Source organism: Bradyrhizobium sp. BLXBL-01 (genome assembly GCF_051853025.1).
Taxonomy (GTDB): Bacteria; Pseudomonadota; Alphaproteobacteria; order Rhizobiales; family Xanthobacteraceae; genus Bradyrhizobium.
This window is the reverse complement of record NZ_CP182471.1, coordinates 4,336,142-4,360,984: the sequence shown is the minus strand read 5'-3', so window position 1 is coordinate 4,360,984 and position 24,843 is coordinate 4,336,142. Positions and strand designations below refer to the sequence as shown.

The window sequence follows — 24,843 nt, the reverse complement described above, 5'->3', positions numbered from 1 at the left end:
CCGTGCTCAGGCCGATCGCGATCGCCTCAGCCGTTTCCATGCCGGTGCGAGTCCGTATTCGACGACCGGAATGGCAACCGCGCCGATGAGCAGTCCAAGCGCGCCCGAGATGGCTGCCTCGACCGACCATTCGACGATGCCGGCAACGGATGGAAGGAGATGTGCGGCAGCCTCGGTTGCGGCATGGACCGTGTCACCAATTGCGGGCGGGCCGTACTTTTCGATGCCGTGCAGGATGATGCCGCCGCCGACCCAGATCATGGCGGCGGTGCCGATCGCGCTCAGCACCGCCAGGAAGGCGGGCATGCCGCGGACGAGCGCGCGTCCAAGCAAGCGGATCGCGCGACCAACGAGTGAAGTGCCGCCGTAGCGCGCAAGGGCGATGCCGACATCGTCCGCCTTCACGATCAAGGCGACCACGCCATAGACCCCAACGGTGATAAAGACGCCGACCAGCGCCAGCACCAGCGCCTGCGTCCAGATGCTGCCCGCAGGGATAGCCGCCAGCGTGATCGCCATGATCTCAGCCGACAGGATGAAATCCGTCTTGATGGCGCTTGCGACCTTCTCGTCCTCGACCGATCGCGTATTCAACGCAATCGGCTGCAGCTGAGCTTCGTGCTGGTGCGCATGATGCGGCAGCACGGCTTCGAGCACCTTTTCGGCGCCCTCATAGCAGAGAAAGGCGCCGCCCAGCATCAGCAGCGGCGTGACCGCGGCGGGAAGGAAATAGCCGAGCAACAGGGCAACGGGCAGCAGAATCAGCAGCTTGTTGCGCAGCGATCCGATCGCGATCTTCCCGACGATCGGCAGTTCGCGTTTCGATGCAAAACCGATGACGTAGTTCGGCGTGACCGCCGCATCATCGATGACCACGCCGGCCGCCTTTGTGCCCGCCTTGGCAGCCTGGGCCGCGACATCGTCAAGCGAGGCTGCAGCCACCTTTGCGATCCCCGCGATGTCGTCGAGAAGACCGATCAGTCCGACACTCATCAACCTGTCCTTCTTCGTTCGAGCCGGCGAGATGCGCGACCAGATGCACGCTCCGGCAACGAACGAGTACGCTCTCAGTTCTCCTCGCCGCCCGCCCCCTCGCGCAAGTCGGGCTTGAGCACGTCCTGCGGCAGCGCATGGGCCACCGGTTGCGACGTGATTGCGATCTCCGGGCCGATCTCGCGGCCGCGCGCGCGGATCAGCCGCTCATAGGCCGAGACCAGCGTGACGTAGGGATTGACCCAGATCCAGCCGTCGCGGGTGAATACCTGGACGTCGAAATGCAGGTGCAGCGACGTTCCGGCGGGACGGTCGAGATAGTTCGAGACCACGCCGATCTTCTCGCCTTCGCTGACGAGGCGGCCGTTGACGAGGCCGTCGGCGTTCATCGCGTGCGGATTCATGTGCATGTAGCGGAAACGGATGTGCTCGGTGCGGCTATTGACCTGAAGCGTCGCCGCCTGGTCCTTGACACCGCGGATGACGATTGCATCACGCACGGCGACGACGCCGCGCTGCTTGGGATCGCAGGGCTCGCGGCCTTCGCCGGGCGGCGGACAGTCGGCGGCGCGGATGTCCTCGCCCTGATGGCCGTAGCCTCCGCCGCATTGCCACACTTCGAAACTGCGCGACTCGCAGAAATTGTCGCGCCAGGGAAAGGCGGTCGGGCCTTCGCTCTTGTCACGTTTGCCGTAGGATTGCGAGCGCACGAAGGCGGGCGCCTTCTCCAGCGGAAAGCGGATCTGGGCGTAGGCCATAGCGTCGGGATGGCCGCCCTGCTTGCGGTAGCCGGTGTTCGGGATGATGTCGCCGCTCGGCCGGTAGCTGAAATCCGGTGAACGCACCGCGGGGCGCGCGATGATGTTGGAGGCAACGTCCGTCAGTGGCCGCATGCGCTGGCCGCCAGCGATGCGCAGCGCCTTCAGGAAACGCTCGGCGACCGGATAGGCCTCCTTGCAGGCGAGCCGCCGCGGCCTCGCGACGCTGTCGAGGCACTGGATCGACACCACATAGGCGGCGCCGAAGCGGGTGAAGGCGTAGCGCACATAGCCTTCCCGGATGAACCTGCGCAGATCCGGATAGGCTACTGCGAGCGGCTTGACTGGCTCGCCCTTGCCCCCGGCGGGATCGGCGATGTCGTAGACGAGCGCCGAGCCCGTGATCTGCACCTCGACAGGCCTTGCGTACACCCGGCTTGGCATGCCCTCACCGGCGCCTGGATCGAGCGAGAAGGTCGCGCTGTAGCCGGCGGGCCCGGCATCGAACATGTCGACAGGATTGAAATCGGCCTGGTAGCGCGACAGCGCGAGCGTAGCCGGCGCGCCGCTGCGCTGCGCATCGAGATACGCGGCGGCGTCGAACGGCAGCAGCACGGGGACGGGACTTCGGGTAATGCCGGTGAAGAAGCGCGAGGAGATCGCGTTGAGCTGCACCAGTGCGGGCATCGCGCGCGGGTCGTAGCGCGGCACTGTACGGCGGGGTGCGAAGATGAAGTCGCCCGCAATCTGGGGACGGCTGTTGATCTCGCTGCGAAGCTGGTCGAGCGCCGCGCGCCAGTCGACGCGCAGGGCCGTCAGCGAGGGGCTGCGGAATTCATCCGCAGCGAGGGGAGTGGCAAGGAGGAGCGAAAGCAGCGCCAGATGCAGCGAGACGAAGCGGAAACCCTTCCCGACCACTGCCTCGCCCCCCGGCGGTACCTGTTGCGATCGCTCGGTTCCCCGTCAGTCCTTGGCGCGCTCGGAGTAGGAGCCGTCTTCGGTCATCACCACGATACGGGTGCCGACCGAGATGTGCGGCGGCACGGTGGTGCGCACGCCGTTGGAGAGCACCGCCGGCTTGTAGGACGAGGAGGCGGTCTGCCCCTTGGTCACGGGCTCGGTTTCGACCACTTCGAGCGTCACGCGCTGCGGCAGCGCCATCGACACCACATTGACGTCGTGGGTCGACAGCTTGACGGTCATGTCTGGCTGAAGATAGGCGGCCGCGTCGCCGACCACGTCCTTGGAGACCTGGACCTGGTCGTAGGTCTCGGGGTTCATGAAGTGGAAGCCGTCGCCGTCTTCGTACAGGAAGGTGTAGTTGCGCTCTTCGATCGTGGCCTTTTCGACCTGGTCGGTGGTCTTGTAGCGCTCGGAGATCTTTACCCCGTCCGAGATTCGGCGCATTTCGATCTGGCTGACCGGGGTACCCTTGCCGGGATGGATGTTCTCGGCGCTCACGACGACGTAGAGCTTGCCGTCTTGCTCGATCACGTTGCCCTTGCGAATAGAACTGGCGATGACTCTCAAAGCTGTATTTCCTGCTTGCTTGGCCCGGCACCAGCCAGGACGTGGTCGAATTGATGTGGGACTTGGGGCCTCAAATCGGACCTCGGCGCCCGTTTCGGGCCGCAACATACTGATTTTGCCGTTGGATGCCAGCACTTTGCTGCCGGTCGGGGCGGTCGGTTGATGGCTGGGGACAAGCCGATGTCGCCGTTTTGGTCGCCCTCGCGGCACCTCGACCGGCGGCCGTTCCTCCAGGCCAGGGCCGCCGTGACCGGAGCCTTGCGGGGGTTTTTCGCCGAACAAGGGTTTGTGGAGGTCGAAACCTCCGTTCTCCAGGTCTCTCCGGGCAACGAGACCCATCTGCACGCCCCCCGGACCGAGATCATGCGGCCGGACGGCAGCCGGGCCAGCCGATACCTGCGGACCTCGCCTGAATTCGCCTGCAAGAAGCTGCTGGCGGCGGGCGAGACGCGGATTTTCGAGTTCGCACGGGTGTTCCGGGACCGCGAGCGCGGCGACCTGCATCTGCCGGAGTTCACCATGCTGGAATGGTACCGGGCAGGCGCCCCCTATGATGCCATCATGGCTGATTGCGTCGTGGTGATCGCCCGTGCGGCGCAGGCGACCGGGATCGGGACCTTCTCCTTCCGCGGCCGGACCGCCGATCCCTTCGCCGAGCCGGAGCTCCTGACGGTCGCGGGCGCCTTCGAGCACTTTGCCGGCATCGACCTGCTGTCGACAATTTCGGGCGGCGAGGGTAACCGTGCGGCGCTGGCCGCGGCGGCAGCCGGAAAGGTCTGTGTCGCCGAGGACGACACCTGGTCGGACATCTTCAGCAAGGTCCTGGTCGAGCATGTCGAGCCGCAGCTGGGGCAGGGGCGTTTGACCATCCTGTTCGAATACCCATCTCCAGAGGCGGCGCTGGCGCGGGTGAAGACGGTCGATCCGAGGGTCGCCGAACGTTTCGAGGTCTATGCCTGCGGCGTCGAGCTCGCCAACGGCTTTGGAGAGCTGACCGATGCCGAGGAGCAGCGCAAACGCTTCACGGAATCGATGACGGAGAAGCAGCGCCGCTACGGCGAAACCTATCCGCTCGACGAGGATTTTCTGACGGCGGTTGCCGCAATGCCGGAGGCAAGTGGTGTCGCGCTCGGCTTCGATCGGCTGGTGATGCTGGCGAGCGGCGCAATACGAATTGATCAGGTGGTATGGACACCCCCTGCGGATGAGAGATGACAAAGACCAACCTTGCACGCACTCTGCGCGAACCTGCCGAGCTGGTGGCCGAGGGGCTGGCGCCCGCAGCGGCGCTGCCGGCGCTCGAACGCGTTGCCGCGCGCTATGCCGTGGCGATCACGCCTGATCTGGCCGGATTGATCGACCCGACGGATCCCGACGATCCCATCGCGCGGCAGTTCGTTCCGACCTCGGCCGAGCTCGAGGCGCGGCCGGGCGAGAATGCCGATCCGATCGGCGATCACCCGTATTCGCCGGTCGCCGGAATTGTGCACCGCTATCCCGACCGCGTGCTGTTCAAGCTCGTTCATGTCTGCGCGGTCTACTGCCGCTTCTGCTTCCGCCGCGAGATGGTCGGCCCCGGCAAGGACAATGCGTTGTCGGAGAGTGCCTATCGCGCCGCGATCGACTACATCCGGGCGGATGGCGAGATTTGGGAAGTGATCCTGACCGGCGGCGATCCCCTGATGCTGTCGCCCCGGCGGATGAGCGAGATCATGGCCGATCTTGCGGCCATCGATCACGTCAAGATCATCCGTCTTCATACCCGCGTTCCCGTGGCCGAACCTGCACGCGTCAGCGCGGAGATGGTTGCGGCGCTGAAGGTCGCGGGCGCGGCCACCTGGGTCGCGGTACACGCCAACCACGCGCGGGAACTGACGGGGCCCGCGCGCGCCGCCTGTGCGCGGCTCGTCGATGCTGGTATACCGCTTGTGAGCCAGTCCGTGCTGTTGCGCGGCGTCAACGATGACATCGCCGCGCTGTCGGATTTGATGCGAGCTTTCGTCGAATGCCGGATCAAGCCCTATTACCTGCATCACGGCGATCTCGCGCCGGGCACGGCGCATCTGCGAACGACGCTGGCGCAAGGCCAGGACTTGATGCGGCAGTTGCGCGGACGGGTGTCGGGCCTGTGTCAACCGGACTATGTCATCGACATTCCCGGCGGCGCCGGCAAGTCGCCGGTAGGGCCGAATTACGTGTTGGCGGTGCAAAATACCGCGGACGAGGCGCGTGAAGCGGAATCGGAAACGCGCTATCGTATCGTCGACTATTGCGGCGACGTTCATCTCTATCCGCCCGAGACATGAGGGGCGATGGCATGGACGCTGATTTGAGAATGGAGAAACGGACATGAAGAAGATCATGCTGGCAACATCGCTCGTGGTCTTGCTTGGCGGCGCGGCTGTTGCGCAGACCGGCGGCTCCAAGGGATCGACATCAAGCGGCGCATCGTCCGGATCGGTGTTGCCGGCGCCGGTCGGTCATCGCCAGCCGCGTGCCGGGGATGTGCCGAGCGAGAAGAATCTGAGCGATGCGAACGATCCGCTCAGCAAGGAAAACCAGGCGCTCGACAAGAAGATCAAAAGCATCTGCCGCGGCTGCTGAGACTTTCACCTCTCCCCGTCGGGGAGAGGTGAGGAACGAGCCATCTAACCCAGTGATCCGTCAGGCTGACCTCTCGTGCAGTCCCGCGCGCTGGGTGTTGCGGCGGATCTCGACGGCGTCGGCGAGCTGCTCGAGCGTCTTCGACGTCGTTGCCCAGTCGATGCAACCGTCAGTGATGCTCTGCCCATAGGTGAGCGGCTTGCCCGGCACGACATCCTGGCGGCCGGCGACGAGATTGCTCTCGATCATCACGCCCATGACGCGGCTCTCGCCGCCCGAGATCTGGCGGGCGATATCGGCCATCACCAGCGGCTGGTTCTCCGGCTTCTTGCTCGAATTGGCATGGCTGGCATCGACCATCACCAGCGGGGCAACGCCGGATTTGGTCAATTCATTGCAGGCGGCTGCAACACTTGCCGCGTCGTAGTTCGGCTCAGCTCCGCCGCGCAGGATGATGTGGCAGTCCTCGTTGCCGGCGGTCGAGGCGATCGCCGAGCGGCCGAGCTTCGTGACGGCCATGAAATGATGGGGATGCGAGGCTGATTTCACCGCGTCGGCCGCGATCCGCACATTGCCGTCGGTGCCGTTCTTGAAGCCGACCGGGCAGGACAGCCCCGATGCCAGCTCGCGATGGATCTGGCTCTCGGTCGTGCGCGCGCCGATCGCAGCCCAGGAGACGAGGTCGGCGATGTATTGCGGCGTGGTCATGTCCAGGAACTCGGTGCCGGCGGGCAGGCCGAGATTGTTCACGGCCGCGAGCACGTTGCGCGCGAGCCGCAAGCCCTTGTTGATGTCGAAGCTGCCGTCGAGGTCGGGATCGTTGATCAGGCCCTTCCAGCCGACCGTCGTGCGCGGCTTCTCGAAATAGACCCGCATCACGATCTCGAGCTGATCGGCGAGATCCTCGCGCAGTTTCGCCAGGCGCTCGGCGTAGTCGAGCGCGGCCTTGGGATCATGCACCGAGCATGGGCCGACGACGACCAGAAGGCGGTCGTCCTGATTGCTCAGGATGGCGTGGATGGCGTTGCGCGCGGCCATCACCACACGCGTTGCGGTGAGCGTACGGGGGACTTCCCGCATCACCTCTTCAGGCGTGCTCAGCTCTTTCAGTTCGCGGATACGAAGATCGTCGGTCGTGCTCAGCACGGCGGGCTCCTGTCTGTTCTAGAACCTGCCGGCCAATAAAAAAGCCGCCAGGTCTGGCGGCTGTTCGGACGTTTGCTGCAATGTTTTAGATTGAGCGCGATCCTCCCGCCGCCAGCGAGCTGTCGTAGCTAAAGTACCAAAAATAGCTGGTGGCGACGGTGATCATGGGAAGGCCATATAGCGTGCCGCTGGCGCCTTGTCACCCCCCAAGACGGCACAAGACGCAACGCGCGTTTCAGGTGTTGTTTTTGCGTGCCGCCAGCGCCATGCCGATCAGGGTGGCACCGCCGAACAGCAGGTTGATACCGACGAGGACGCCGATCGCCCACTCCGCCGAGCTTGGCAGTCCCGTGATCACCATGAACGAGATCGCGATGTCGACGAGGCCCGAGATCAGGAGCCACGACCAGCGGCCGCTGAGCTCGCGGCGGTGCTCCAGCGCGTACATGATGGTGGCGACGCCCTCGGCGAGGAAATAGGCGCCGAGCACGATGGTCAGCGTCAGCACGGCCTGCATCGGCCGGGCCAACAGCAGCATGCCGGTGAGCACGGCCAGCGCAGCCGAGATCAGCGACCACCAGAAACCCGGCGTGCTGCGCGCCCAATAGGTCGCGATCAGTCCGCCGATGCCGCCGATCAGGAACATCCAGCCGAGGAAGATCGCGGTCGCAAGACTGGCGAGCGGCGGCAGGACAAGCGCGGCAATGCCGAGGACGGCAAGCAGGATGCCTTCGAACAGAAAAGCCTTCCAATGCGTCTTGACCGCCTGGTTCATCTCGGATTGGAGGCGACCAAATTCCTCGGGCGATGTCATCGTCGGGCTCCGGAACGAGAGGATTACCCCAATCTAGTAGGCCGATGGCGCGTTCGCCATGCGGTGGATCAAGTACCGCCGGGCGCCGAGGAGAAGCCCTCCGCGCTGGTGCGGATGCGGTTGCGGCCGAGAATGTAGATCGCCGATGTGACAATCAGAAGCGCAAGGCCGAGCAGGATCGAGACGAAACCGATCGGGATCAGCGCCAGCGTCAGGTTACGCTCGGGGTTGATCAGCCAGTGATGGATCGAGGTCAGGACGAAGGCGAGCCCGACAAATCCGATGCCGCCGCCGGCGAGCAGCAGCGCCCACATCCGGCGCAGCTGGCTGAGCCGCTCGCGTGCGACATCGGTCCGCGGCGCATGGTGGCGAGCGACGCGCCGGACCAGGCGGATGGCAAAGGCGATCGAGCCGAAGCCGATCAACAGGCTCGCCGCGCCCAGCCACATGCGCAAGCTGGGATCGAGATCGGGCATGCGCTGGAGCGTCAGCAACGGGAAGTCGAAGGCCGAATGCAGCGCGAGCGGGCCGGCGAAGATCAGCAGGCGGCTGGAGAGACGGGCCCAATCGCGATGATGGCGGTTCGCGCCCAGCGCCGTGCCGGCGCGCGCAATGGTCAGGTAGGCGCCCGCGATGATGCCGAGCGCACCGTGGAAGGGCACGGTCAGGACGCTGCGCAGCGCGGCTAGCGAGCGCCACATGTCGGCGTGCTGGACCAGGTAGGCGAGGTTCTCGTAGGCGGCGAAGCCGAGGCCGACCGCGGCGCCGTAGACCACGGTGTCCATCGGATTGGCAAAGGTCCGCCGCTTGGTGGAAGAGACCAGCACGATGGCGATCACCTTGACGGCCTCCTCGGGCAGCGCGACGCCGAAGATCGAATGCATGGCCAGCGCCGCCCAGGGGTCGTCCGGGGCGGCGACCATCTTGGCGAAGGGGGCGCGCGCGAGACCCAGGAGTGAAATGCTGGCCGCCCCCAGCAGGAATGCGGTCCAGACCTGGGCCGGCGGGCCGGGACGCTCTTCGGCGGCGATGACGAGCCAGAGCATCAGCAGCGCCGGGGCGATGGCGGCAGTTCCAATGACGGTGGGGAGCGCTTCGATCAGGTACATTGGCGCCGAAAATAGGTTCCCTTGATCCGCTTATCTACGTTCACCGATGCGACCATGTGTCATGCGCCGGCTGTCGGGTCGCTTAACACGCGCGACAGCTGCCGTTCATGCGCTCCTCTCCCGTTACGAGGTGGAATACAAGCGCAATCAATTGCATGACAAAAGATGCTCGTCATCCATGGCAACGAGTGCGCGGCGGGCGCGGGATTGAGATTTGCAAGCCAGATCAAGGCAATGCGTTGGTTTCTTCGATTCTCGGCGCACATGGCCCGGCGGCGGCCGGTCCTAGTCTCGCTTCGCTATGCGCCCGTGGCGCGGGGCGTCGATCCGGCGTGCGCGCAACCGCTCCAGCTCCCAGAACGCGCGGACGAGGCACGTGCCGAGGCAGAGGACGATGAGCAGCAACAGAAAGGCCTGATCGACGGCAGGGATGTGTATCATGGCGATGATAAAGCAACGCCCATGCCAGGCGTTCCCGCGACGGTCCGCGCTTTTTCCAGCTCAGTGCGTGGTGATCGCAGGCGGCGCGTCGGGTGCGACGTCGAAGGCGCCGAGATGGAATTCCTCGCCGGTGGAGTCGGGCGATTCGGAACTCTGCGCCAGCAGCGTGAACGCGGCCTGCGGGTATCGCTTCCAGATCTCGAGATCGCCGGCGGTGATGGTGAGCCAGCCGAACGTGTACATGTAGCGTCCGGGCTCGGTTACCCGGCCGACCCTGTCCCAGGTGATCTTACCAACCTTGATCTTTTCAGCCGTGATCTTGTCGACTGCCATTCGGTCCCCCGATCGCAAGTCTGCAAAATGACGTCCGGCCCGAGGCACAGACCTGCAAAAGCTGATCCGGCATTGGGGCCGCTATAGGGCGGCGTGGCGGAGGGTCAGGCCGACTTCAGCAAGGGCGCGCGCACGATCAGGCGGCCGAGGTCGTCCCGGTCCTGCTTTTCGGCGAATTTGACCGCAAAGCCGTGGTCGAACTTGCGGATCACCCGCCCGACGCAGCCGCCGACAGCAAGCGGGGTTCCGATCGCCGGATCGTATTCGGAGGACACCGCGACGCCGGCCGTCGAGACGTCGATGATGAAGCAGGAATGGCTGCTGCCGTCCGCGAGGGTCAGGACGGTGTGCGAGATCTGCGGAACGAAACGCGCGTCACGCCGCAGCTCCCGAACGCTGGCATCCTTCTGCTTCTTCTCCAGCCAGGTCAGCTTTTCCGACATCCAGGCGCGCCGCGCCCGCGTCATCTCGAGCTCCATCAGGAAGCCTGCCTTCAATGTCGCACTGATGGTGCCCTGGAATTCGCCGAAATCCTGGAAGTAAGAGGTCAAGCGCTCGCCGACCTTGCCGACCACAGGCACGTCCACGATCATCCGGAAGGGTGAGACGCGCTTGGTCCGGCAGGCGAAGCTGCGGAGCTTGCCCTCGCAATCGTACCAGCGGGGCAGCGAGTAGCTGCCGCTGACCGCAACATCCACTGCTCGCTGCCTCAGGAATTCTGCGACGGACATGAGCGCCAATCTGCTTTGGATGACTTCCGTACTTTCACGGTAACTGCGAAACTCTAAGCAAATGATACTGAAGCCCAAGAGCAGGGGTAAATTTTCAGTAAATGCGCGGCTCGGCGGCACAGTAGGGCGCGCGGCATAAAGCCCCGTTGTGCTACAGGCAATCGCACAGCGTTGTCCACTCAGGGTGCAGCGAAGACACGGCGCTCCGCGGCGGCCCCTAGAGGAGTCCGAACAGCACCAGAATAGTCAGCGCGGCAGCGGCCACGGCGAACTGGATCGTCCTCCACGTCGGGCCGTCCGGGCGGATCTCCCATCCTAAACGCGGCAATGCGCGCCGCAATGCGAGCGGCGTCAATGCCTCGACGACGGCGAGCAGAAGGGCAATGCCTGCCAGGGAAGGCCATGACTCGGTCGGAGGCATCCATGGTGCGAGCCACACGGGGACGGAGCCTTTCAAAGCGCCGAGCAACGCGAACCATCCGAACCAGAATACAGAGCGCTTGACGAGGTCTGGGCCGATCGTTTCGGGCTCGAGGCGGATACCGATGCTTGCCAGTGCGCGTTCAATGCGCTCGCCGTCGGTCAGGAACAGAAACGCGCCGAAATAGAGAGGAACGTGCGACTGGAAGAGTAGCCCGCCGACACCGAACAGGACGACGTAGGCGATGACATCGCTAACAACGTCCTTGGCGCTGCTGCCAGACGGCACGGGTGCGGCCGGCGCAAAATCGGCCTGGGGCCGCGGCGCCGACCGGGCGCGCGCCATGTGCTCGAGCATTTTGGCGCGTCGCTCCGGCGAATATGGCGCGGTGCGGCGCATCCATGCCAGTGGCGTGGTCGTCGTGGAGGGGAGGCCGGACTGGCCTTCCAAGGTCGGCTTGCCCTGCTCCATGAGTCGAACCAGATCCTTCAATGCGCGGCGCCGCCGCGGCGGTGGTTTCCTTCAGACATTGGTTGCGGGTGAGGGCTGGGGAGTTCATGCCGGGTAACGGATTTTGCCGCTCATCGTCGCCGGCCGAGGACGAATGGATGGCGGCATATCCGGCGATCCACGTCGATGATTCTTCCTGTTGATCTCGCTCTCCAGTTGCGCTTGAGTACGATTAGGTCTGGGGGACCATATTGATGTCTAATTTGGTGGCTGCGGCGTCCTGCGCCGCGGCGTTGAATTTTGCGGTCCGTTTCAGTTCGAGCAGGCTCAATGAAACCTGCGTCTTGCCATGGACATGACAGTCGTCTCCGACTGCCTGTCCCCGCGGAAGGCAGGAATTCTAGATCACGCCGACCGGATCGCCGCGGATCGCGTGGCGTGGCGTGAGAGGAACCGCTTTTTTCACGACGAGGATGAGCGCTATCTCCGGTTTCTGATCCCGCCGGGAAGCCGCGTCCTCGACATTGGTTGCGGCATCGGCGATACACTCGCGAGTCTTGCGCCATCACATGGCGTCGGGGTCGATCTCTGTCGCAAGCAAATCACGATCGCGCGGCAGCGCCACCCCGATCTCACCTTCATCGAAGGCGATGCCGAAGACCCCGCGACGCTCGATGGGCTGCAAGGTCCGTTCGACTATATCCTCGTCCTCGATACGATCGGTTCGGTGGAGGATTGTCAGAGGTTCATCGCCCAGCTGCATCCGTTCTGTACGCGGAATACGCGCCTGGTGATCGGCTACTTCTCGCATCTCTGGTATCCCCTGCTGAAATTCGCCGAATTCGTCGGCCTGCGGATGCCGCAACCGGACCAGAACGTGCTGTCGCCGACCGACCTGCGCAGCCTTGCCAGGCTTGCGGATTTCGATCCGGTGAAGTCGGAGCAACGCGTGCTCTCTCCGGTCGGGATGTTCGGGGTCGGCCGTTTTCTCAATCGTTTCGTCAGCGTGCTCCCGGGGATCCGCCAACTGGCGCTTCGGCATTATCTGGTCGCTCGCTCCGGCCGCAGCGCGAGGGAAGAATTCGCTTCGGCCACCGTCGTCGTCCCGGCGCGCAACGAACGCGGCAATATCGAGCCTGCGGTCCTGCGAATTCCCGACTTCTGCAGCGACATCGAGATCATCTTCATCGAAGGTCACAGCCAGGACGGTACGTTCGAGGAGATGGAGCGGGTCAAGCAGGCGCATCCATCCAAGGACATCAAGGTGATGCGGCAGCCGGGCAAGGGCAAAGCCGACGCCGTCTTCACCGCCTTCGACGCGGCGCGCGGCGACGTGCTGATCATTCTCGACGCCGACCTGACGATGCCGCCGGAGCAGATTCCGAAATTCGTCGAGGCGCTGCAGGCGGGCAAGGGCGAATTCGTCAACGGATCGCGCCTGGTCTATCCCATGGACGATGGCGCGATGCGCTTCCTCAACCTGATCGCCAACAAGATCTTCTCCCATCTGTTCTCCTGGCTGCTCAATCAGCGCTATACCGACACGCTGTGCGGCACCAAGGTTCTGCGCCGCAGCGACTATCAGCGCCTGAAGGCCGGCAAGGCCTATTTCGGTGATTTCGATCCGTTCGGCGACTTCGACCTGATCTTCGGCGCATCGAAGCTCAACCTGAAGACCGTGGATCTCCCGATCCGCTACGCCGCGCGCACGTACGGCGAGACTCAGATCTCCAGGTTTCGCCATGGCTGGATGTTGCTGAAGATGGTGGCTTTCGCCTTCTTCAAGATCAAGGCGATCTAGGCCGCGGAAGCCACGGTTCGAGTATGTCAGACGATTGCTTTCCCGACGCACGGTTGAGCGGAAGGATCAGAACGCTGCTGATCCTCATCGTGCCGTCGCTGTATCTGGCGGCCACGTTGCTCTATTCGGCCTACCAGGCCGTTTGGGGCGTCCAGGTCGATCCGGAATCGGCCTACACGATGAACGGGCTGGCGATGGCGGCGGGATACGGCTCGCTGAAATTCGATCACCCGGGTACGACGACGACGCTGCTCGTCGCGTTGATCGTCAGGGGCTGGGCTCTGGTCGCCGGGGCCGGGGATGTCGTCGCGTTCGGGCTCGAACACTACGATGCCATCACATGGGCAGGCCGAACCGGAGAGGCGCTGGCGCTCACTGGCGCGTTGCTGGCCGGCGGACTCATCGTCGGTCGGACGACCCAGAGCGCGATCGCTGCGATGCTGTTTCAGGCCGGTGCGTTCGTGCACTCCGACTCGTTTCACTTCCAGACCGTGCTTGCGCCGGAAAGCCTGATGGCCGCCTTCGCGCTGTTCGGCATGGCGATCGTGATCAAGGCCGCGCTCGATGCGCGCCCGCCGGGGACGGGGCTCGGCGTCGTTTCCGGGGTCATCTTCGCCGTCGGATTTTCGACCAAATATCTCTACCTGCCGCAGGCGCTGTTCGCCGTGTGCCTGCTCAGAAACAGGCGCGCGTTCGTCGCCGCTGCGATCGCGGGGGCGATCGGCTTCGTTGGCTTCAGCCTGATCTTCAATCCGGGAACGATCACGCGCGGATTCGGATGGCTTGCGCAAATCGCCACTCACAAGGGAAATTACGGCGAGGGCGAGCCAGGGTTCATTGATTTCGGAATATTCTGGTCGAACATGGCCGCGATCGTCAAAGCCGCGCCGCTCGTGCTCGCCGTGTACGTCGTCGCCGCGGCCGTGGCGCTGGCCTCGTGTGTCAAGAGCCGGAGCTGGCGGGATCCGGTCAGCCTGACGCTCGGTGCCGCCGTCCTCATCTATGCCGCGCACCTCGTGGCAACGTCGAAGCATTACGCGGTCCATTACATGCTGCTGCCGTGGGTGCTGACGGGCGGCGTGCTGGTCCTGGTCGTGGTGCAGGTCAGACGGCTCGTCCCGGCGGTCCCGTCGGCCGCGCTGAGCCTGCTTGCTGGCAGCCTGTGCGTGGCGATCAGCGCGGGGACGCTGATCGAAGCCCGCGCCGCAGCGCTGCATTCGTCTCGCCTGAACGCGATCGGAGCCAGGCTCTCGAAGGCCGTGGTCGCGGCAGGCCCCGCCTGCGCCAACGTCTCCAGCATGTTCGTGCGCGCGCCGGAGAACGACATGAACCACGGCTGGGACATGACGGTGCAGCTCTGGGGCGACAAGGCGATGCGGGACAGGTTCTCTGCGGCCTATGCGAGCGTCTTCAGGATCCCGCTGCTGGACCACAACGGCTACACGCGCGTGCTCAAGAACAACTTTCGTCCGGACAGCTACGCGAAGCTCGCGGCGGATTATCCCTGCATCGTCGTCCGCGCACCGGAGGCGCTCGATGCCGAAAGCTCGATCGGGCTGCTGGGCCTCAATCCCGACCATTGCCTGATCGAGGGGATCCACGTCTATACCGTCGGGCTTGCCTGCGCGAAGGTCGGCAGCAGCTTCCTGGAGCAGCGGTGAGGGGGATTGCGGACTGGCTGGCGCTCCCTAGCGGAATCGAACCGCTCTCTCCACCGTGAAAGGGTGGCGTCCTAACCGATAGACGAAGGGAGCAAACGCAGGGCCCTGCCGATTGTCCCGGCACGGCCGCTGGCCGGCCGAACAGGGTCCGGCGGCTTGCAGCGGGCGAACGTATAGTGGCCTTTGCGCTCCCGGGCAAGCCGTTCGGGAACGGTCTTTTGGCTCCGGTGGATAGTCCCGAGCCCGGGATCATTCGGAGGCGATTTCAACGGTTTGTTAGGGTTCCCTGCGTAGCGCTGGACGGGGAGATTTTGCCGATGCCACCGCCGAAGAAGCGCGCAGCCCGCAAGCTGCTGTCGCAGCACGCCTGGATTACGCTGGATGGCGGATTCGCCGCGCGGCACTGCCTGGTCCAGGACATTTCGGATTCGGGTGCCAAGATCACCCTCGACGAGGACGCAAGCCAGCTTCCCGGCGTGATCCGGATGGCCTTCGCACGCGATGCGCGCACCGGGCGGAGCTGCCAGGTGATCTGGCGCCGCGGCAAGTCGGCCGGCGTCAGGTTCCTCTGATCGCGGACCGCCCGATGGCGCGCGCGGCCGGTCCGGGCTACAAGGCGGCGATGCGCACGCCGCTCCTCATCCTGCTCTGTCTGCTGGCCACGTCCGCGACCGCGGCCGAGAGCCTGCGCCTGCCGCCTGCCGAGCCGCCACAGGCGGGCAAGGCGCTGCCGCTGGCCGGCAGCACGGCCGGGAAGGCGAAGGCAGGCTCCTGCGCCGCGTACGGCCCGCGCTTCGTGATGGTCGAGGGCACCGGGACCTGCGTCCAGCTCGGCGGCGCGATCAGCGTCGACACCATCCGGCGCTGACGGCCATGCCTGCGGATCTGGTGCGGCTCGACATCATCGTCCCAGTGCTGATGTATTGCGCGCTGCTGTGGTGGGTCGGCCGCGGCCTCAGCTGGACCGCGCGCCTTGCGACCGCCGCGGTGACGCTGCTGCTGATCATCGCCGTGCTGCTGGTCGAGCGCGGCTGGCGCTAGCGCACGTCAAAAGTTGAGAAAACAACCCCATGCACAGTAGCCGTCAAGCGCGGCCGTGACGCCGCGGGGCGCGCGCCGGAACGAGGATTCCACGCGCGATCGCCGCAGCTTGACCCGCGCGAGGTGCTCACGACATCGGCGGTGCGACGAATTGCGCAAATCCCGGCCGCTTGCCGAGCTCGGCGAGCCAACGCGTGAGGTGGGGCTGTGCCGGCCGGCTGATGCCCTCGACCCCGAGCCAGCGCCGCGCATAGGATCCGACCGCGATATCGGCCAGCGTGAACGTATCGCCCTCGATGAAGCGGCGCGTGGCGAGCAGGCGGTCGGCGATCGCCCAGACCTCGGCAGCGGCATCGGCATCGCGCTGCACCTGGATCATGTCGCGCTCGGCGGGCGCGGTGCGTACGATGCCCCAGAACACCGGGCGGTCGACCGGCTGCACCGTCGCCAGCGTCCAGTCGAGCCAGCGGTCGACCGAGGCGCGCTGCTTCGGCGCCTCGGGGTAGATCGGCGTGCCGCGCCCATGCGCCATGCAGAGATAACGCATGATCGAATTGGATTCCCACAGCACGAAGTCGCCCTCGACCAGCGTCGGAATCCGCGCATTGGGATTCATCGACAGATATTCGGCCTCGCGCGTCTTGCCGTATTGCATGCCGGCATCGATGCGCTCGTAAGCGAGGCCGAGCTCGGTGCAGCACCACAGCACCTTCTGCACGTTGACCGAATTGGCGCGGCCCCAGATCGTCAGCTTGGTGTCAGGCATGAAGCGTCTCCCCGCATTGTCGCTTGCTGCGGGTGATAGCGGAATTCGGCGCGCCGAGCGATGCGCGATTGCATCGTGCCCCTCATGCAAAAAGCTCCGCACGCGGCGGAGCTTTCATTGCAAAGTTCAAGCCTTTCACTCAGCGGCCGAAGAACAGCCACAACAGAATGATCACCGGGATCGGCACGCCAAGCATCCACAGCAACAGCCCTCTCGCCATCGCATCCTCCTCCAATCGCATCGCTTGGAGGGTGAACGCGGGCAGTGGGCGCTTGTTCCTGCGCGAAAGGGCCTACCAATGGCCGGTATTGGGCATCGACGCCCAGGGCTCCTGCGGCGGCTTCGGATCGCCCTTCTGCAGCAGCTCGATCGAGTGCAGGTCCGGCGAGCGGACGAAGGCCATGTTGCCGTCGCGCGGGGGACGGTTGATGGTGACGCCCGCCTTCATCAGCTTCTCGCAGGTGGCGTAGATGTCGTCGACCTCATAGGCGAGATGGCCGAAGAAGCGATCCTCGCCATACTTCTCCTCGTCCCAATTGTAAGTGAGCTCGACCAGCGGCGCCCCGCGGGTCGGCGGCTGCTTCTTCAAGGCTTCGAGATCGTCCGCCGAGCACAGGAACACCAGCGTGAACCGCCCCTTCTCGTTCTCGATCCGCCGCACCTCCTTCAAGCCGAAAGCATCAACATAGAATTTCAGCGCGACATCGAGATTGCGCACGCGCAGCATGGTGTGGAGGTATCGCATGGTTGTTGCTCCCTGGAACGGACGGAGGGTTTTGTCTTGGGCCGGGACGGCGGGGTAGGAAATAGCAGGAAACGGGGAGGAGGGGCAGGGGGAAGGCTCGCGCGAAGCCGAAGCGTCAGCGAAGATTGCCAGCCGGACACACGATGCTGACGGCACCCGATGAGTCCCTTTCCGACGGCAGCTGCAGTGATCTTCCACGAGGTGTCTCGACTTTGGATTGTTCACGTGAAAAGATGCACGTGTTCTCGTTGAGGGAACGCGACCCCCTGCATATTGCGCAGGGACAAAATTGGGGGATCTCCGTGCGCGAATTTGAAGAAGGCGCCGTATTGCACGTGCGCGCAATTGCTGGACTGCACGTCGTTACGCTGGCTTGGGACTTCGCACCGGGCCAGGAAGCCAAGAAGACCGGACTATTGGGCTTTGCCATCGAGCGCACCGAGTTCGACAGGAACGACAATATCCACGAGCGCTACTTCATTAGAGGGATCAAGCGCTTCAAGCACAAGGACGAGGGACTGGCTCCTGGAACTCCGGTGCCGACGTCGGAGCATCCGATTCAGACATTTCAGTGGGGCGACTACACCGCCAAGCCCGAGACAACCTACGAATTCCGCGTCATCCCGGTCTACGGCAAGCCAAAACTCCTCGAGCTCGATGTTGCATCGGCAACCAAAATTCGTGTGAGCACGGAGGCAGAAGAGGGTGGAAACAAGCCGGGAGAAATCACTCACGACATCTATTTCAACCGCGGCGCCGCCGGTTCTCAGGCGTTCGCACGCAAGTTCGGCAAGACCGAGCTCGATGAAAACGATCCCAGCTCGGATGCGATGAAATGGCTTTCCCGTGGCCTGTTCGAGGCACTCGTCAAGTTCATCGAATATCCCTCGACGCTGCAAAACCCCGGTGACTACGCCTTGCGGGCGATGCTTTACGAGTTTCGCTACAAGCCCGTCGGCCTGGCGTTCAAGAAAGCGAAGAATGCCGGCGTCGACGTCGATATCCGCTACGAGGCACAAAGCTATGTGGACGAAAACGAGGAGATGATAGCAGCGGCCAGGATCAAGAGCATCTGCACGCCGCAGAAGTCGCGCGCCGGAATTAGGCACAATAAGTTCATCGTTCTGCTCCACAACGACGTGCCGATCGCCGTCTGGACGGGGTCGACGAACATTTCCTCGGGCGGCATCTTCGGCCATTCCAATGTCGGCCATGTCATATGGGATGGGGAGATTGCACAGAGCTTCCTCGATTATTGGGAGCGCCTGGCTGCACCGGACGTCACGCTTGCTCCCCTGAAGAAAGCAAATCTCGCTGTCGATGCGACGCCTGCGCGCCATACTTTGCCGCCGAAGAATCGCATCTTGCAGCTGTACTCGCCGCGCGACGACAAGACGAAGCCGACGACACTGGAATGGTATGCGGATCTCATCGCCGACGCCAAGCGGATGGCCTGCATCACGTTCGCCTTCAACCTGGACGACTTCCTCTACAAGGCGCTGGCAAAAGACGATGATACTCTCCGCTACTCGCTGTTCGACAAGGATCCGGGAGACGAGTTTGCCGACGAAATCAAAGTCACGGGCAACAGCGTCATGGCGCCCGGAGCCAAGCTTTCAAGGGGCGATCTCGAATTCTTCCTCGGCGAGAAGCTGACCGGTTTCAACCGCAACTTCTATGTTCACGACAAGTTTCTGCTAGTCGATCCGCTGGGAGGCGACCCGGTCGTCGTCACCGGCACTGCAAATTTCAGCCAGCCGTCACAGAACGCCAACGACGAGAATATGCTGGTCATCCGCGGTAACACGAGAGTCGCCGACATCTATTTCGGCGAGTTCATGCGCGTGTTCGACCACTTCTACTCGCGCTATGTCGTCAAGAAGATCAAGGAGGCGGGCAAGGGCGACCCGGACGCCGGTTTCCTGAAGGAGAATTGGAAGGAATGGGTGCCCGGTCATTTCAAAGCGGGGCAAAAGCAGTTGCGGCGCGAGATCTTCATGAAGCAGGATTGATTGGAAGCTGTTGGGATTAACGTCGCCCGAAGAGGCGGCTTCGACTTAGGGTGACGTGCACCAGACTCCCGGAGTGTGGGGCGGGACGCCGGACACTGACTTAGTTCGTAGGATGGGTAGAGCACTTGCGAAACCCATCATGCTTCGTCACGGAACAAGGCTCTCGATGGGTTTCGCTTCGCTCAACCCATCCTACGAGCTGCATCACGTTCGAAGCAGTGCCGTCATCTCTTTCCAATGATAGGTTCGCACCTTCTCCGTTTGATGCCGCGCGGCTTTGGCGATGGCGTGCGCGATGTCGTTGCCGGCGAGCCCGCGATATCGGTCGGCCGGGCCAAGGAGCAGCGGATTGAGCACGCCCCATATCGCGATGATGAGGCGCTCACGCGGGCGGTCCTCGTCGCGCGCGCCGAGGATCATCGACGGGCGGAAAATATGCGTGTGCTCGAAATCGAGCGAGAGAATGTCGCGCTCCACCTCGCCCTTGGTCCTGAGATAGAACACGCCGGAGCCGGCGTTGGCGCCAACGGCCGTGACCAGAAACACAGACCGCGCGCCGTTCGCTTTTGCGATCTCGGCCGCCAACAGCGGATAATCATGATCGATCTTGTAGTACTCGGCCTCGTCAGGGGTGTGCTTGCGCGTCGTCCCCAGCGCAATGAAGATCTCGTCCGCAACCAATTGCGGCTTGAGTGCGGGCAGGGAAGCGAGATCGCCGATCAGCACCGTGAGCTTCGGATGGCTCACCGCCAGCGGCTTACGGGCCACGGCCACAATCCGCGAATAATCAGGACTGTCCAGGAGGTCGCGCAGCAAATGCGAGCCGATGAAGCCGGTTGCGCCGAAGACAAGTGCAGTTTTCATTCAAGCCGCCGTTTTGCGTTGGGTGCCGGATCACTTGTTGAAAGTCAGGGGGAGTGGCGCCCGAAGGCGTGCAGGATGCGCAATATCCGGATCGAGCTATCTGTTACGTATAGGGCGCGACATGGCGTGCCGCCAATGACGAACTCGCCTGTGCCGGCCATTTGGCCAGGGGCTACTCTCAGGAAACTCGACAAGTCGATGCGCAGCGGAAGTGATCCACTCGTCGCTGCCGAGGATTTTTCAGCCACGATGTGCGTGAGGCCGTCGCGGTCCGATAGCTCGTAGGATTGGGTTTCGCTCGACCTATCCTACGCCTAAAAACGACTAGAAAGTACCACGAGACTATAGCAAATTAGATGCAACCGACACGGGTGATGAGGGGCGTCATGCAATATGAGCTAGACGAGAGGCAGGGTTTCGAGGATCGGTTACGGGACGCTGGCCGGATACTTCACTTCCGTCCTGAAGAACTGTTTTCGATAAAGATTCGTCCGCTCTTCGAAGACGAAGGCGGGCGTTGGTGCAACGTGTACCTGTCACCCGAATACGAAGACATCAACAAGACGTTTGGTCTGTCCTCCGTTCCAGCGACAAGACATGGCTACGGTTGCCAAGGCGTTGTGTGGATATGTGAGTTGGGAGATGGCCACAGGTGCCTATACGTAGAGCATGAGACTGGGCCCGAGATAATTCTCCACGATATCACTATGGTGGCGAGTGCGGCTGGCGCAACTCTTTTTGCGGCAAATCAGGCGTTGAGACTTATAAACAATACTTGCAAGTTGATGCGCGAAAAAACGCCTCCACGCGATAAGAAGGGGCGCTTCGTCTCAGCCTCCATTGAGAAGCGATTGGCAAATACACAAAAGATAATAAGGCTAATTGAAAGGACCGCGAAGGCGACGGAGAAGGCCGTCAGGAGTATCGAGGAGCTCTTTAAGTGACATCTTTGGGGCTTGCGGTGACAATACAGTGAACTCTGGATCGCAGCGCAAAATTACACTCAATTCATTGCGCGGCCCGATCCCCAGACGGAGAGATCCGGAGATTTAGGTTGTCGCCCCAAGCTCTCGCTCTCGCGCTGTTGCCTCATCCCCTCGGCACTTGAACCCCGCCAGCGGTGGCGCCGACCAAACGCCATGGCCGCATTGCTTGCAGAACTCCTGTTCGATCTCGTCAGAGCCCTCGTGGGCCGCTGGCTGAAAGAGGCTGGGTTCGCCATCGGTGCGTGGCTCGATACGAAGATTCACAGCCGCTCTGCACGCATTTTCGTCGGCCTCCTGCTCGGGGCCGCCGCCTTTTTCCTCATTCCTGTTATCTCCGGCCTGCTGGGTCTTTGATGCTCTCCGTGAGGACACACCTCGTCATCGCATTGGCCGTCGGGGCGCTCGTCTCGACGGTGCTCCTCGTCCTGGAGCCGCTGACCGACTTCGCGTTTCTTTGGCTGGAGTGGCCGGGCATCACCGCAGCGTATTTCTTCTGGGGAGCGGTTGGAGGGTCGACCTTCGCCGGCATCGCCATGTCCTGGGTCGTGAATGCACTGACCTACGGTCTCGGTGCTTTCGTCATTCTCAGCGCCTTCAAGGTGCTGAGGGAAGCATGATCCTCACGCCGTCTCGTCGTCACCCTTGGCGACGATCTCGACTTCGAAATAGCCCATGTCGCGGAGCTCGGCGGCCTTCTTCTCGGCCGCTTCCCTTGTGTCTCTCTTCAGGATGATCTGGCCCGCTCCGTCGCGGGCGCAAACGAAATAAGGCATTCTCGATTCCCAATTTCGTTTGCATACGCACGGAGCCGGGTTCCCGCAATCGGACGGCTCACTCCTCCAGCCCGGCCTTTTGCCGCATCTTGTCGATCAGCTCCGAGGCCTCGGCCTTGGTCAGCTCCTGCTCGGGCAGGTCCTGGTGAGCCTGCTCGGCCAAGGTCTTGAGGTAGGATTCCTGGGCTCCGGTCATCGGATCGTCGCCGGAAACCCAATCCTTCGGGTCCTTCTGGGTGTTGTCGGCCATCACACATCTCCCATTCCGCTTTCCGTAGAACGTCGGACTCGACTCTTCGTTCCGTTTTTGTTCTCATGGGTCACATCTAGAATTCGCGAGGCGGAACAATGCCGGACCTGGACTTTCTCAGGCGGGAGATCGAACGGATGCGCAGCCAGATCGGCAGGCAGAGGAAGGAGATCCTCCAGTTGCAGCGGGCGGGCATCGGCACCGCCTCGGCCGAGGCGCTGCTGTCGCGGATGGAGGCGAAGGTCGAGAGCCTGTGCGCGGAACGCGACGCGCTGAAGGCGGCGGAGCCGCGCCAGATCAAGGGCCGGGTGCTCGGCGGGAGGACATGGTGAGCAGGCGATGGTTCGACGACGAGAGAGACCTGTCGCCCTTCCTGACCGCGCTCGAAGACGTTCGCCGACGAGCGACGCGGGAAGGGTGGTGCTATGCCCACGTCCAGGCCATCATCGTCGCCATCGATCAATACGCGGAAGCTGCGACAGGCAACCGCGAGTATTTCCTGAACAAGCCGGTTTCGATCGGAGACAAGCGGAAGGCGGCGGACATTCCGTGAGCGTTCCAGCGGCTCTCTGCCGCTGAGGTCCGGCAAAGCCGTCGGATGCGAATGAGCCCGCGCACAAGTCTCCAAGGTGAGAAGGGCCGGGTCCGCGGATTCGCGAACGATGCGTCATGTAAGCTTGCGCCGCTTCGGTTATGTCGCGACCGCGCAAGCAACCCCAAGCATGCGCGCTTGTCGCTGCCGCCGATTAGCGCGGTGAGACGGAGGAGAGAGTCGACCTGGTGCGCCCGGGCGAGGCAGTCTTGCTTCGCGGCGAAGCAGTGCTCTTGCCGGACTTCGCATGAGCTTTTGCTGTGATCCCGTTCTGCTCATCGAACTGCTTCAGCCAGGCCGCGATATATCGCGGGTCCTCGGGACAAAGCCGCTCGAGCAAACGAAGGTTCTGCGCTCTGAATTCCACAAGGGTTTTCGGCATCACGGCTCCTCAAAACCCTGCCCGTAGCAAAAATGGGTCTGGAGGGCTGCCGGGTCAACGGCAAAGAGCGCTTGAAATCCCGGGCGAACTGATGCAGCGCCAAAAGCGAAAACCCCGTCCTTTTGGAGCGGGGTTCTCTGTCGAGGTGAAGCTTAGGGACGCTTCAACTGTAAGACGCGCAAGCGGCAAGAAAGTTCAAATGAGGACGCGGATGCACTCGCGCCGGGCAATTACAAATCCGTAAGTCGGTTGAAAATCGACGCCGAAAAACTATCTCTGCGTCAGGCGGCAGCGTAACAAGCCGCCCTTCAACTGACACCCAGCCGCCGCGCTCAGAACAGGCGAAGCTGGGTCCTTTGACATTCTCGCCCTTGGTCCCGCCTCATTGGCCTCAGAGGCAAACGTCCATGGCTGCCCGCACCTACAATCACGAACGCTGGTCGGAAGACGACGACCGGCTGCTTCGATCCATGTGTGAAAGCGGCAAGAGCCTCACGCTGATGATCGTGAAGCTGAAGCGGCCCATTGCATCGATCAGGTCGCGCGCGATCGAGCTTGGCATCAATCTCCCGGGCACGCGCATCGGCCTGCGACGGAAGCGGCGAACCGCTTGAGCCTGCGCGTCCGGACAAAGCTGCTGAGCGACCTGCCTCCATCGCTGAGAGCCGGTGCGCACTTGCACGCCCTTGCGGCCGGGCTAGGCCGCGATCCGGTGTTCGACCGGGGTCGTCAGGAACTTGAGCGCTTCGGCATGTGCGAGATCCGGAACCGCGATCGCCGTGTGGCTGTACATCGCGTGTGTCCGCGACGTCGCGATCTGGTCCAGGATCTCCTTGCCCTTGATGACGTGGAGGCCCATGCCGTCATCGACGGGGAAGATCGCCAGCACCACGTCGTAGGCCGCGATGACCGCTCTGAGCGCTTCAGCCTTGTCTTCGGCGACGTCGACAAAAATACGAACATCAGCTGCGAGTTCACGCAGCTCGTTAAAATCCAGCACTGTCAGGATACTCCAACGCAACCAACCTGATCGAAGCTTGGTCGCGTTAGGTTACTGAAGCGTCAACAATGGGCGCCGAGCCACAAGTTTCACGCCGAGGTGACTTCGCTTTAGCGCTTGGCTTCGTTGTTGCGAAGCCTGGCCTCCGCGGCCTCGTCGACGAGGTTCAAGGTGGCGCCATCATAGCTCAGCTTGAGCCCGCGGCCGACGATCCAAGTCCAGCCTTCGCGGTCCTTGATGGCCGGTGCGTTGAACTGCTCGGAGATCGATTTGACGGCGGTGTCCTGCGATCCGGGATTGTTCAGCGTCGCATCGACGCGCCAGATCGGATGCCTGGCGTCAGCTTCAACGCCGTGGGCTGTGACCTTGGCGCCGTTGATCTCGCATTCGAGGGTGTACGGACCTCGGCTCTGCCGGCAGAGATAGTGGCGTTGACTGACGAGCTTGCTCGCCTCGTCGAATGTCATCCCCGGCGAGAAGCCGAAGATGTCGGACTTTTTCACGAGCGCAAGCGACGCAGGCTTCAAGAAGCCTGGCTGGATCGCGACGAGGGCTGCGACAGCGAACACGATCAAACCTGCAATGACGATAGCGACCTTCATCAGCACCCCATCGGAAAACTTGCGACCTTATAGCAGGC

At 63.2% G+C, this 24,843-nt stretch carries 31 protein-coding genes and 1 tRNA gene; 15 read left to right on the top strand and 17 right to left on the bottom strand.

Annotated features, from left to right (window positions below; all coding sequences use genetic code 11):
• Positions 1-6 precede the first annotated feature (6 nt).
• The 3 genes from ACNJYA_RS20285 to efp all read right to left on the bottom strand — a co-directional run bounded on the left by ACNJYA_RS20285 (position 7) and on the right by efp (position 3,281).
• On the bottom strand, positions 7-993 hold the full coding sequence (locus ACNJYA_RS20285; RefSeq protein WP_172789167.1) for a DUF808 domain-containing protein: 987 nt from the start codon (positions 991-993) through the stop codon (positions 7-9).
• A 74-nt stretch (positions 994-1,067) separates the two neighbouring features.
• Complete coding sequence (locus tag ACNJYA_RS20280; protein ID WP_439363136.1) at positions 1,068-2,669, bottom strand: M23 family peptidase; 1,602 nt, start codon at positions 2,667-2,669, stop codon at positions 1,068-1,070.
• A 45-nt stretch (positions 2,670-2,714) separates the two neighbouring features.
• Entirely contained in the window at positions 2,715-3,281 is a 567-nt protein-coding gene (gene efp, locus ACNJYA_RS20275) for an elongation factor P (protein WP_260383560.1), read from the bottom strand.
• A 162-nt stretch (positions 3,282-3,443) separates the two neighbouring features.
• Between efp and epmA the strand changes: the two genes are divergently transcribed.
• Genes epmA through ACNJYA_RS20260 form a run of 3 tightly spaced genes read left to right on the top strand, consistent with a single transcriptional unit; the run spans position 3,444 to position 5,885 of the window.
• Entirely contained in the window at positions 3,444-4,496 is a 1,053-nt protein-coding gene (gene epmA / locus ACNJYA_RS20270; RefSeq protein ID WP_439363135.1) for an EF-P lysine aminoacylase EpmA, read from the top strand.
• Positions 4,493-5,587, top strand: coding sequence for a lysine-2,3-aminomutase-like protein (locus ACNJYA_RS20265; RefSeq protein WP_439363134.1), 1,095 nt, complete (start codon positions 4,493-4,495; stop codon positions 5,585-5,587). Before epmA ends, ACNJYA_RS20265 begins: the two co-directional genes overlap by 4 nt.
• Positions 5,588-5,630: 43 nt before the next feature.
• Positions 5,631-5,885, top strand: a complete 255-nt coding sequence (locus ACNJYA_RS20260) for a hypothetical protein (RefSeq protein WP_172789172.1) — start codon at positions 5,631-5,633, stop codon at positions 5,883-5,885.
• A gap of 60 nt (positions 5,886-5,945) precedes the next feature.
• Here ACNJYA_RS20260 and ACNJYA_RS20255 read toward each other — a convergent pair whose 3' ends face one another.
• From ACNJYA_RS20255 to ACNJYA_RS20230, 6 genes are all read right to left on the bottom strand, one after another.
• Complete coding sequence (locus ACNJYA_RS20255; RefSeq protein WP_311739340.1) at positions 5,946-7,031, bottom strand: 3-deoxy-7-phosphoheptulonate synthase; 1,086 nt, start codon at positions 7,029-7,031, stop codon at positions 5,946-5,948.
• 235 nt (positions 7,032-7,266) lie between these two features.
• Positions 7,267-7,845, bottom strand: coding sequence for an HdeD family acid-resistance protein (locus ACNJYA_RS20250; RefSeq protein ID WP_439363133.1), 579 nt, complete (start codon positions 7,843-7,845; stop codon positions 7,267-7,269).
• A 68-nt stretch (positions 7,846-7,913) separates the two neighbouring features.
• The gene (locus tag ACNJYA_RS20245) at positions 7,914-8,954 is read right to left on the bottom strand and encodes a PrsW family glutamic-type intramembrane protease (protein ID WP_439363132.1); all 1,041 of its coding nucleotides are present in this window, start codon (positions 8,952-8,954) and stop codon (positions 7,914-7,916) included.
• Positions 8,955-9,455: 501 nt separating this feature from the next.
• Complete coding sequence (locus ACNJYA_RS20240; RefSeq protein WP_260383564.1) at positions 9,456-9,728, bottom strand: hypothetical protein; 273 nt, start codon at positions 9,726-9,728, stop codon at positions 9,456-9,458.
• 104 nt (positions 9,729-9,832) lie between these two features.
• On the bottom strand, positions 9,833-10,459 hold the full coding sequence (locus ACNJYA_RS20235; RefSeq protein WP_172789177.1) for a PilZ domain-containing protein: 627 nt from the start codon (positions 10,457-10,459) through the stop codon (positions 9,833-9,835).
• A 217-nt stretch (positions 10,460-10,676) separates the two neighbouring features.
• The gene (locus tag ACNJYA_RS20230; protein WP_212258659.1) at positions 10,677-11,351 is read right to left on the bottom strand and encodes a hypothetical protein; all 675 of its coding nucleotides are present in this window, start codon (positions 11,349-11,351) and stop codon (positions 10,677-10,679) included.
• A gap of 328 nt (positions 11,352-11,679) precedes the next feature.
• Between ACNJYA_RS20230 and ACNJYA_RS20225 the strand changes: the two genes are divergently transcribed.
• Both ACNJYA_RS20225 and ACNJYA_RS20220 read left to right on the top strand, forming a co-directional pair.
• Positions 11,680-13,131: a glycosyltransferase gene (locus ACNJYA_RS20225; RefSeq protein WP_439400609.1), complete on the top strand. Its 1,452-nt coding sequence runs from the start codon at positions 11,680-11,682 to the stop codon at positions 13,129-13,131.
• Between the two features lie 53 nt (positions 13,132-13,184).
• A complete protein-coding gene (locus tag ACNJYA_RS20220) occupies positions 13,185-14,792 on the top strand; it encodes a hypothetical protein (protein ID WP_439400608.1) in 1,608 nt (535 codons plus the stop codon).
• Positions 14,793-14,810: 18 nt separating this feature from the next.
• Here the strand turns inward: ACNJYA_RS20220 and ACNJYA_RS20215 are convergent.
• A tRNA-Glu gene (locus ACNJYA_RS20215) sits at positions 14,811-14,885 on the bottom strand.
• Between the two features lie 224 nt (positions 14,886-15,109).
• On the opposite strand from ACNJYA_RS20215, the gene ACNJYA_RS20210 reads away from it, so the two are divergent.
• Genes ACNJYA_RS20210 through ACNJYA_RS20200 form a run of 3 tightly spaced genes read left to right on the top strand, consistent with a single transcriptional unit; the run spans position 15,110 to position 15,833 of the window.
• On the top strand, positions 15,110-15,364 hold the full coding sequence (locus ACNJYA_RS20210) for a PilZ domain-containing protein (RefSeq protein ID WP_172789179.1): 255 nt from the start codon (positions 15,110-15,112) through the stop codon (positions 15,362-15,364).
• A gap of 50 nt (positions 15,365-15,414) precedes the next feature.
• Positions 15,415-15,660, top strand: a complete 246-nt coding sequence (locus ACNJYA_RS20205) for a hypothetical protein (RefSeq protein WP_212258770.1) — start codon at positions 15,415-15,417, stop codon at positions 15,658-15,660.
• A gap of 5 nt (positions 15,661-15,665) precedes the next feature.
• Complete coding sequence (locus tag ACNJYA_RS20200) at positions 15,666-15,833, top strand: hypothetical protein (protein ID WP_172789180.1); 168 nt, start codon at positions 15,666-15,668, stop codon at positions 15,831-15,833.
• 127 nt (positions 15,834-15,960) lie between these two features.
• Here ACNJYA_RS20200 and ACNJYA_RS20195 read toward each other — a convergent pair whose 3' ends face one another.
• The gene (locus ACNJYA_RS20195) at positions 15,961-16,599 is read right to left on the bottom strand and encodes a glutathione S-transferase family protein (protein WP_172789181.1); all 639 of its coding nucleotides are present in this window, start codon (positions 16,597-16,599) and stop codon (positions 15,961-15,963) included.
• Between the two features lie 292 nt (positions 16,600-16,891).
• Positions 16,892-17,344 carry a VOC family protein gene (locus tag ACNJYA_RS20190; RefSeq protein WP_172789182.1) on the bottom strand — a complete coding sequence of 151 codons (453 nt, stop codon included), beginning with the start codon at positions 17,342-17,344 and terminating at the stop codon, positions 16,892-16,894.
• A 143-nt stretch (positions 17,345-17,487) separates the two neighbouring features.
• Here ACNJYA_RS20190 and ACNJYA_RS20185 point away from each other — a divergent pair, with 143 nt between their 5' ends.
• Positions 17,488-19,356, top strand: a complete 1,869-nt coding sequence (locus ACNJYA_RS20185) for a phospholipase D-like domain-containing protein (protein ID WP_439400607.1) — start codon at positions 17,488-17,490, stop codon at positions 19,354-19,356.
• A 204-nt stretch (positions 19,357-19,560) separates the two neighbouring features.
• Here the strand turns inward: ACNJYA_RS20185 and ACNJYA_RS20180 are convergent, their stop codons facing one another.
• Complete coding sequence (locus ACNJYA_RS20180) at positions 19,561-20,220, bottom strand: oxidoreductase (RefSeq protein WP_439400606.1); 660 nt, start codon at positions 20,218-20,220, stop codon at positions 19,561-19,563.
• Between the two features lie 386 nt (positions 20,221-20,606).
• Between ACNJYA_RS20180 and ACNJYA_RS20175 the strand changes: the two genes are divergently transcribed.
• The 3 genes from ACNJYA_RS20175 (at position 20,607) to ACNJYA_RS20165 (ending at position 21,823) form a co-directional block, all read left to right on the top strand.
• Positions 20,607-21,164, top strand: a complete 558-nt coding sequence (locus ACNJYA_RS20175) for a hypothetical protein (protein ID WP_439400605.1) — start codon at positions 20,607-20,609, stop codon at positions 21,162-21,164.
• Between the two features lie 195 nt (positions 21,165-21,359).
• Positions 21,360-21,560, top strand: coding sequence for a hypothetical protein (locus ACNJYA_RS20170; protein WP_439400604.1), 201 nt, complete (start codon positions 21,360-21,362; stop codon positions 21,558-21,560).
• Positions 21,560-21,823 carry a hypothetical protein gene (locus tag ACNJYA_RS20165; protein ID WP_212257006.1) on the top strand — a complete coding sequence of 88 codons (264 nt, stop codon included), beginning with the start codon at positions 21,560-21,562 and terminating at the stop codon, positions 21,821-21,823. Before ACNJYA_RS20170 ends, ACNJYA_RS20165 begins: the two co-directional genes overlap by 1 nt.
• A gap of 3 nt (positions 21,824-21,826) precedes the next feature.
• On the opposite strand, the gene ACNJYA_RS20160 is transcribed toward ACNJYA_RS20165, so the two are convergent.
• Both ACNJYA_RS20160 and ACNJYA_RS20155 read right to left on the bottom strand, forming a co-directional pair.
• Positions 21,827-21,979: a hypothetical protein gene (locus ACNJYA_RS20160; RefSeq protein WP_172789552.1), complete on the bottom strand. Its 153-nt coding sequence runs from the start codon at positions 21,977-21,979 to the stop codon at positions 21,827-21,829.
• A gap of 58 nt (positions 21,980-22,037) precedes the next feature.
• The gene (locus tag ACNJYA_RS20155) at positions 22,038-22,229 is read right to left on the bottom strand and encodes a DUF3072 domain-containing protein (RefSeq protein ID WP_260383570.1); all 192 of its coding nucleotides are present in this window, start codon (positions 22,227-22,229) and stop codon (positions 22,038-22,040) included.
• 98 nt (positions 22,230-22,327) lie between these two features.
• Between ACNJYA_RS20155 and ACNJYA_RS20150 the strand changes: the two genes are divergently transcribed.
• The 3 genes from ACNJYA_RS20150 (at position 22,328) to ACNJYA_RS20140 (ending at position 23,817) form a co-directional block, all read left to right on the top strand.
• Positions 22,328-22,561: a hypothetical protein gene (locus tag ACNJYA_RS20150; RefSeq protein ID WP_172789554.1), complete on the top strand. Its 234-nt coding sequence runs from the start codon at positions 22,328-22,330 to the stop codon at positions 22,559-22,561.
• Complete coding sequence (locus ACNJYA_RS20145) at positions 22,558-22,782, top strand: hypothetical protein (RefSeq protein ID WP_439400603.1); 225 nt, start codon at positions 22,558-22,560, stop codon at positions 22,780-22,782. The genes ACNJYA_RS20150 and ACNJYA_RS20145 overlap by 4 nt, the downstream gene beginning before the upstream one ends.
• Before the next feature lie 828 nt (positions 22,783-23,610).
• Entirely contained in the window at positions 23,611-23,817 is a 207-nt protein-coding gene (locus ACNJYA_RS20140; protein WP_197958740.1) for a hypothetical protein, read from the top strand.
• Between the two features lie 83 nt (positions 23,818-23,900).
• Here ACNJYA_RS20140 and ACNJYA_RS20135 read toward each other — a convergent pair whose 3' ends face one another.
• Together ACNJYA_RS20135 and ACNJYA_RS20130 are read right to left on the bottom strand one after the other, a co-directional pair.
• Positions 23,901-24,203, bottom strand: a complete 303-nt coding sequence (locus tag ACNJYA_RS20135; RefSeq protein ID WP_172789557.1) for a hypothetical protein — start codon at positions 24,201-24,203, stop codon at positions 23,901-23,903.
• 110 nt (positions 24,204-24,313) lie between these two features.
• Entirely contained in the window at positions 24,314-24,805 is a 492-nt protein-coding gene (locus ACNJYA_RS20130) for a hypothetical protein (protein WP_439363125.1), read from the bottom strand.
• Positions 24,806-24,843: the final 38 nt, after the last annotated feature.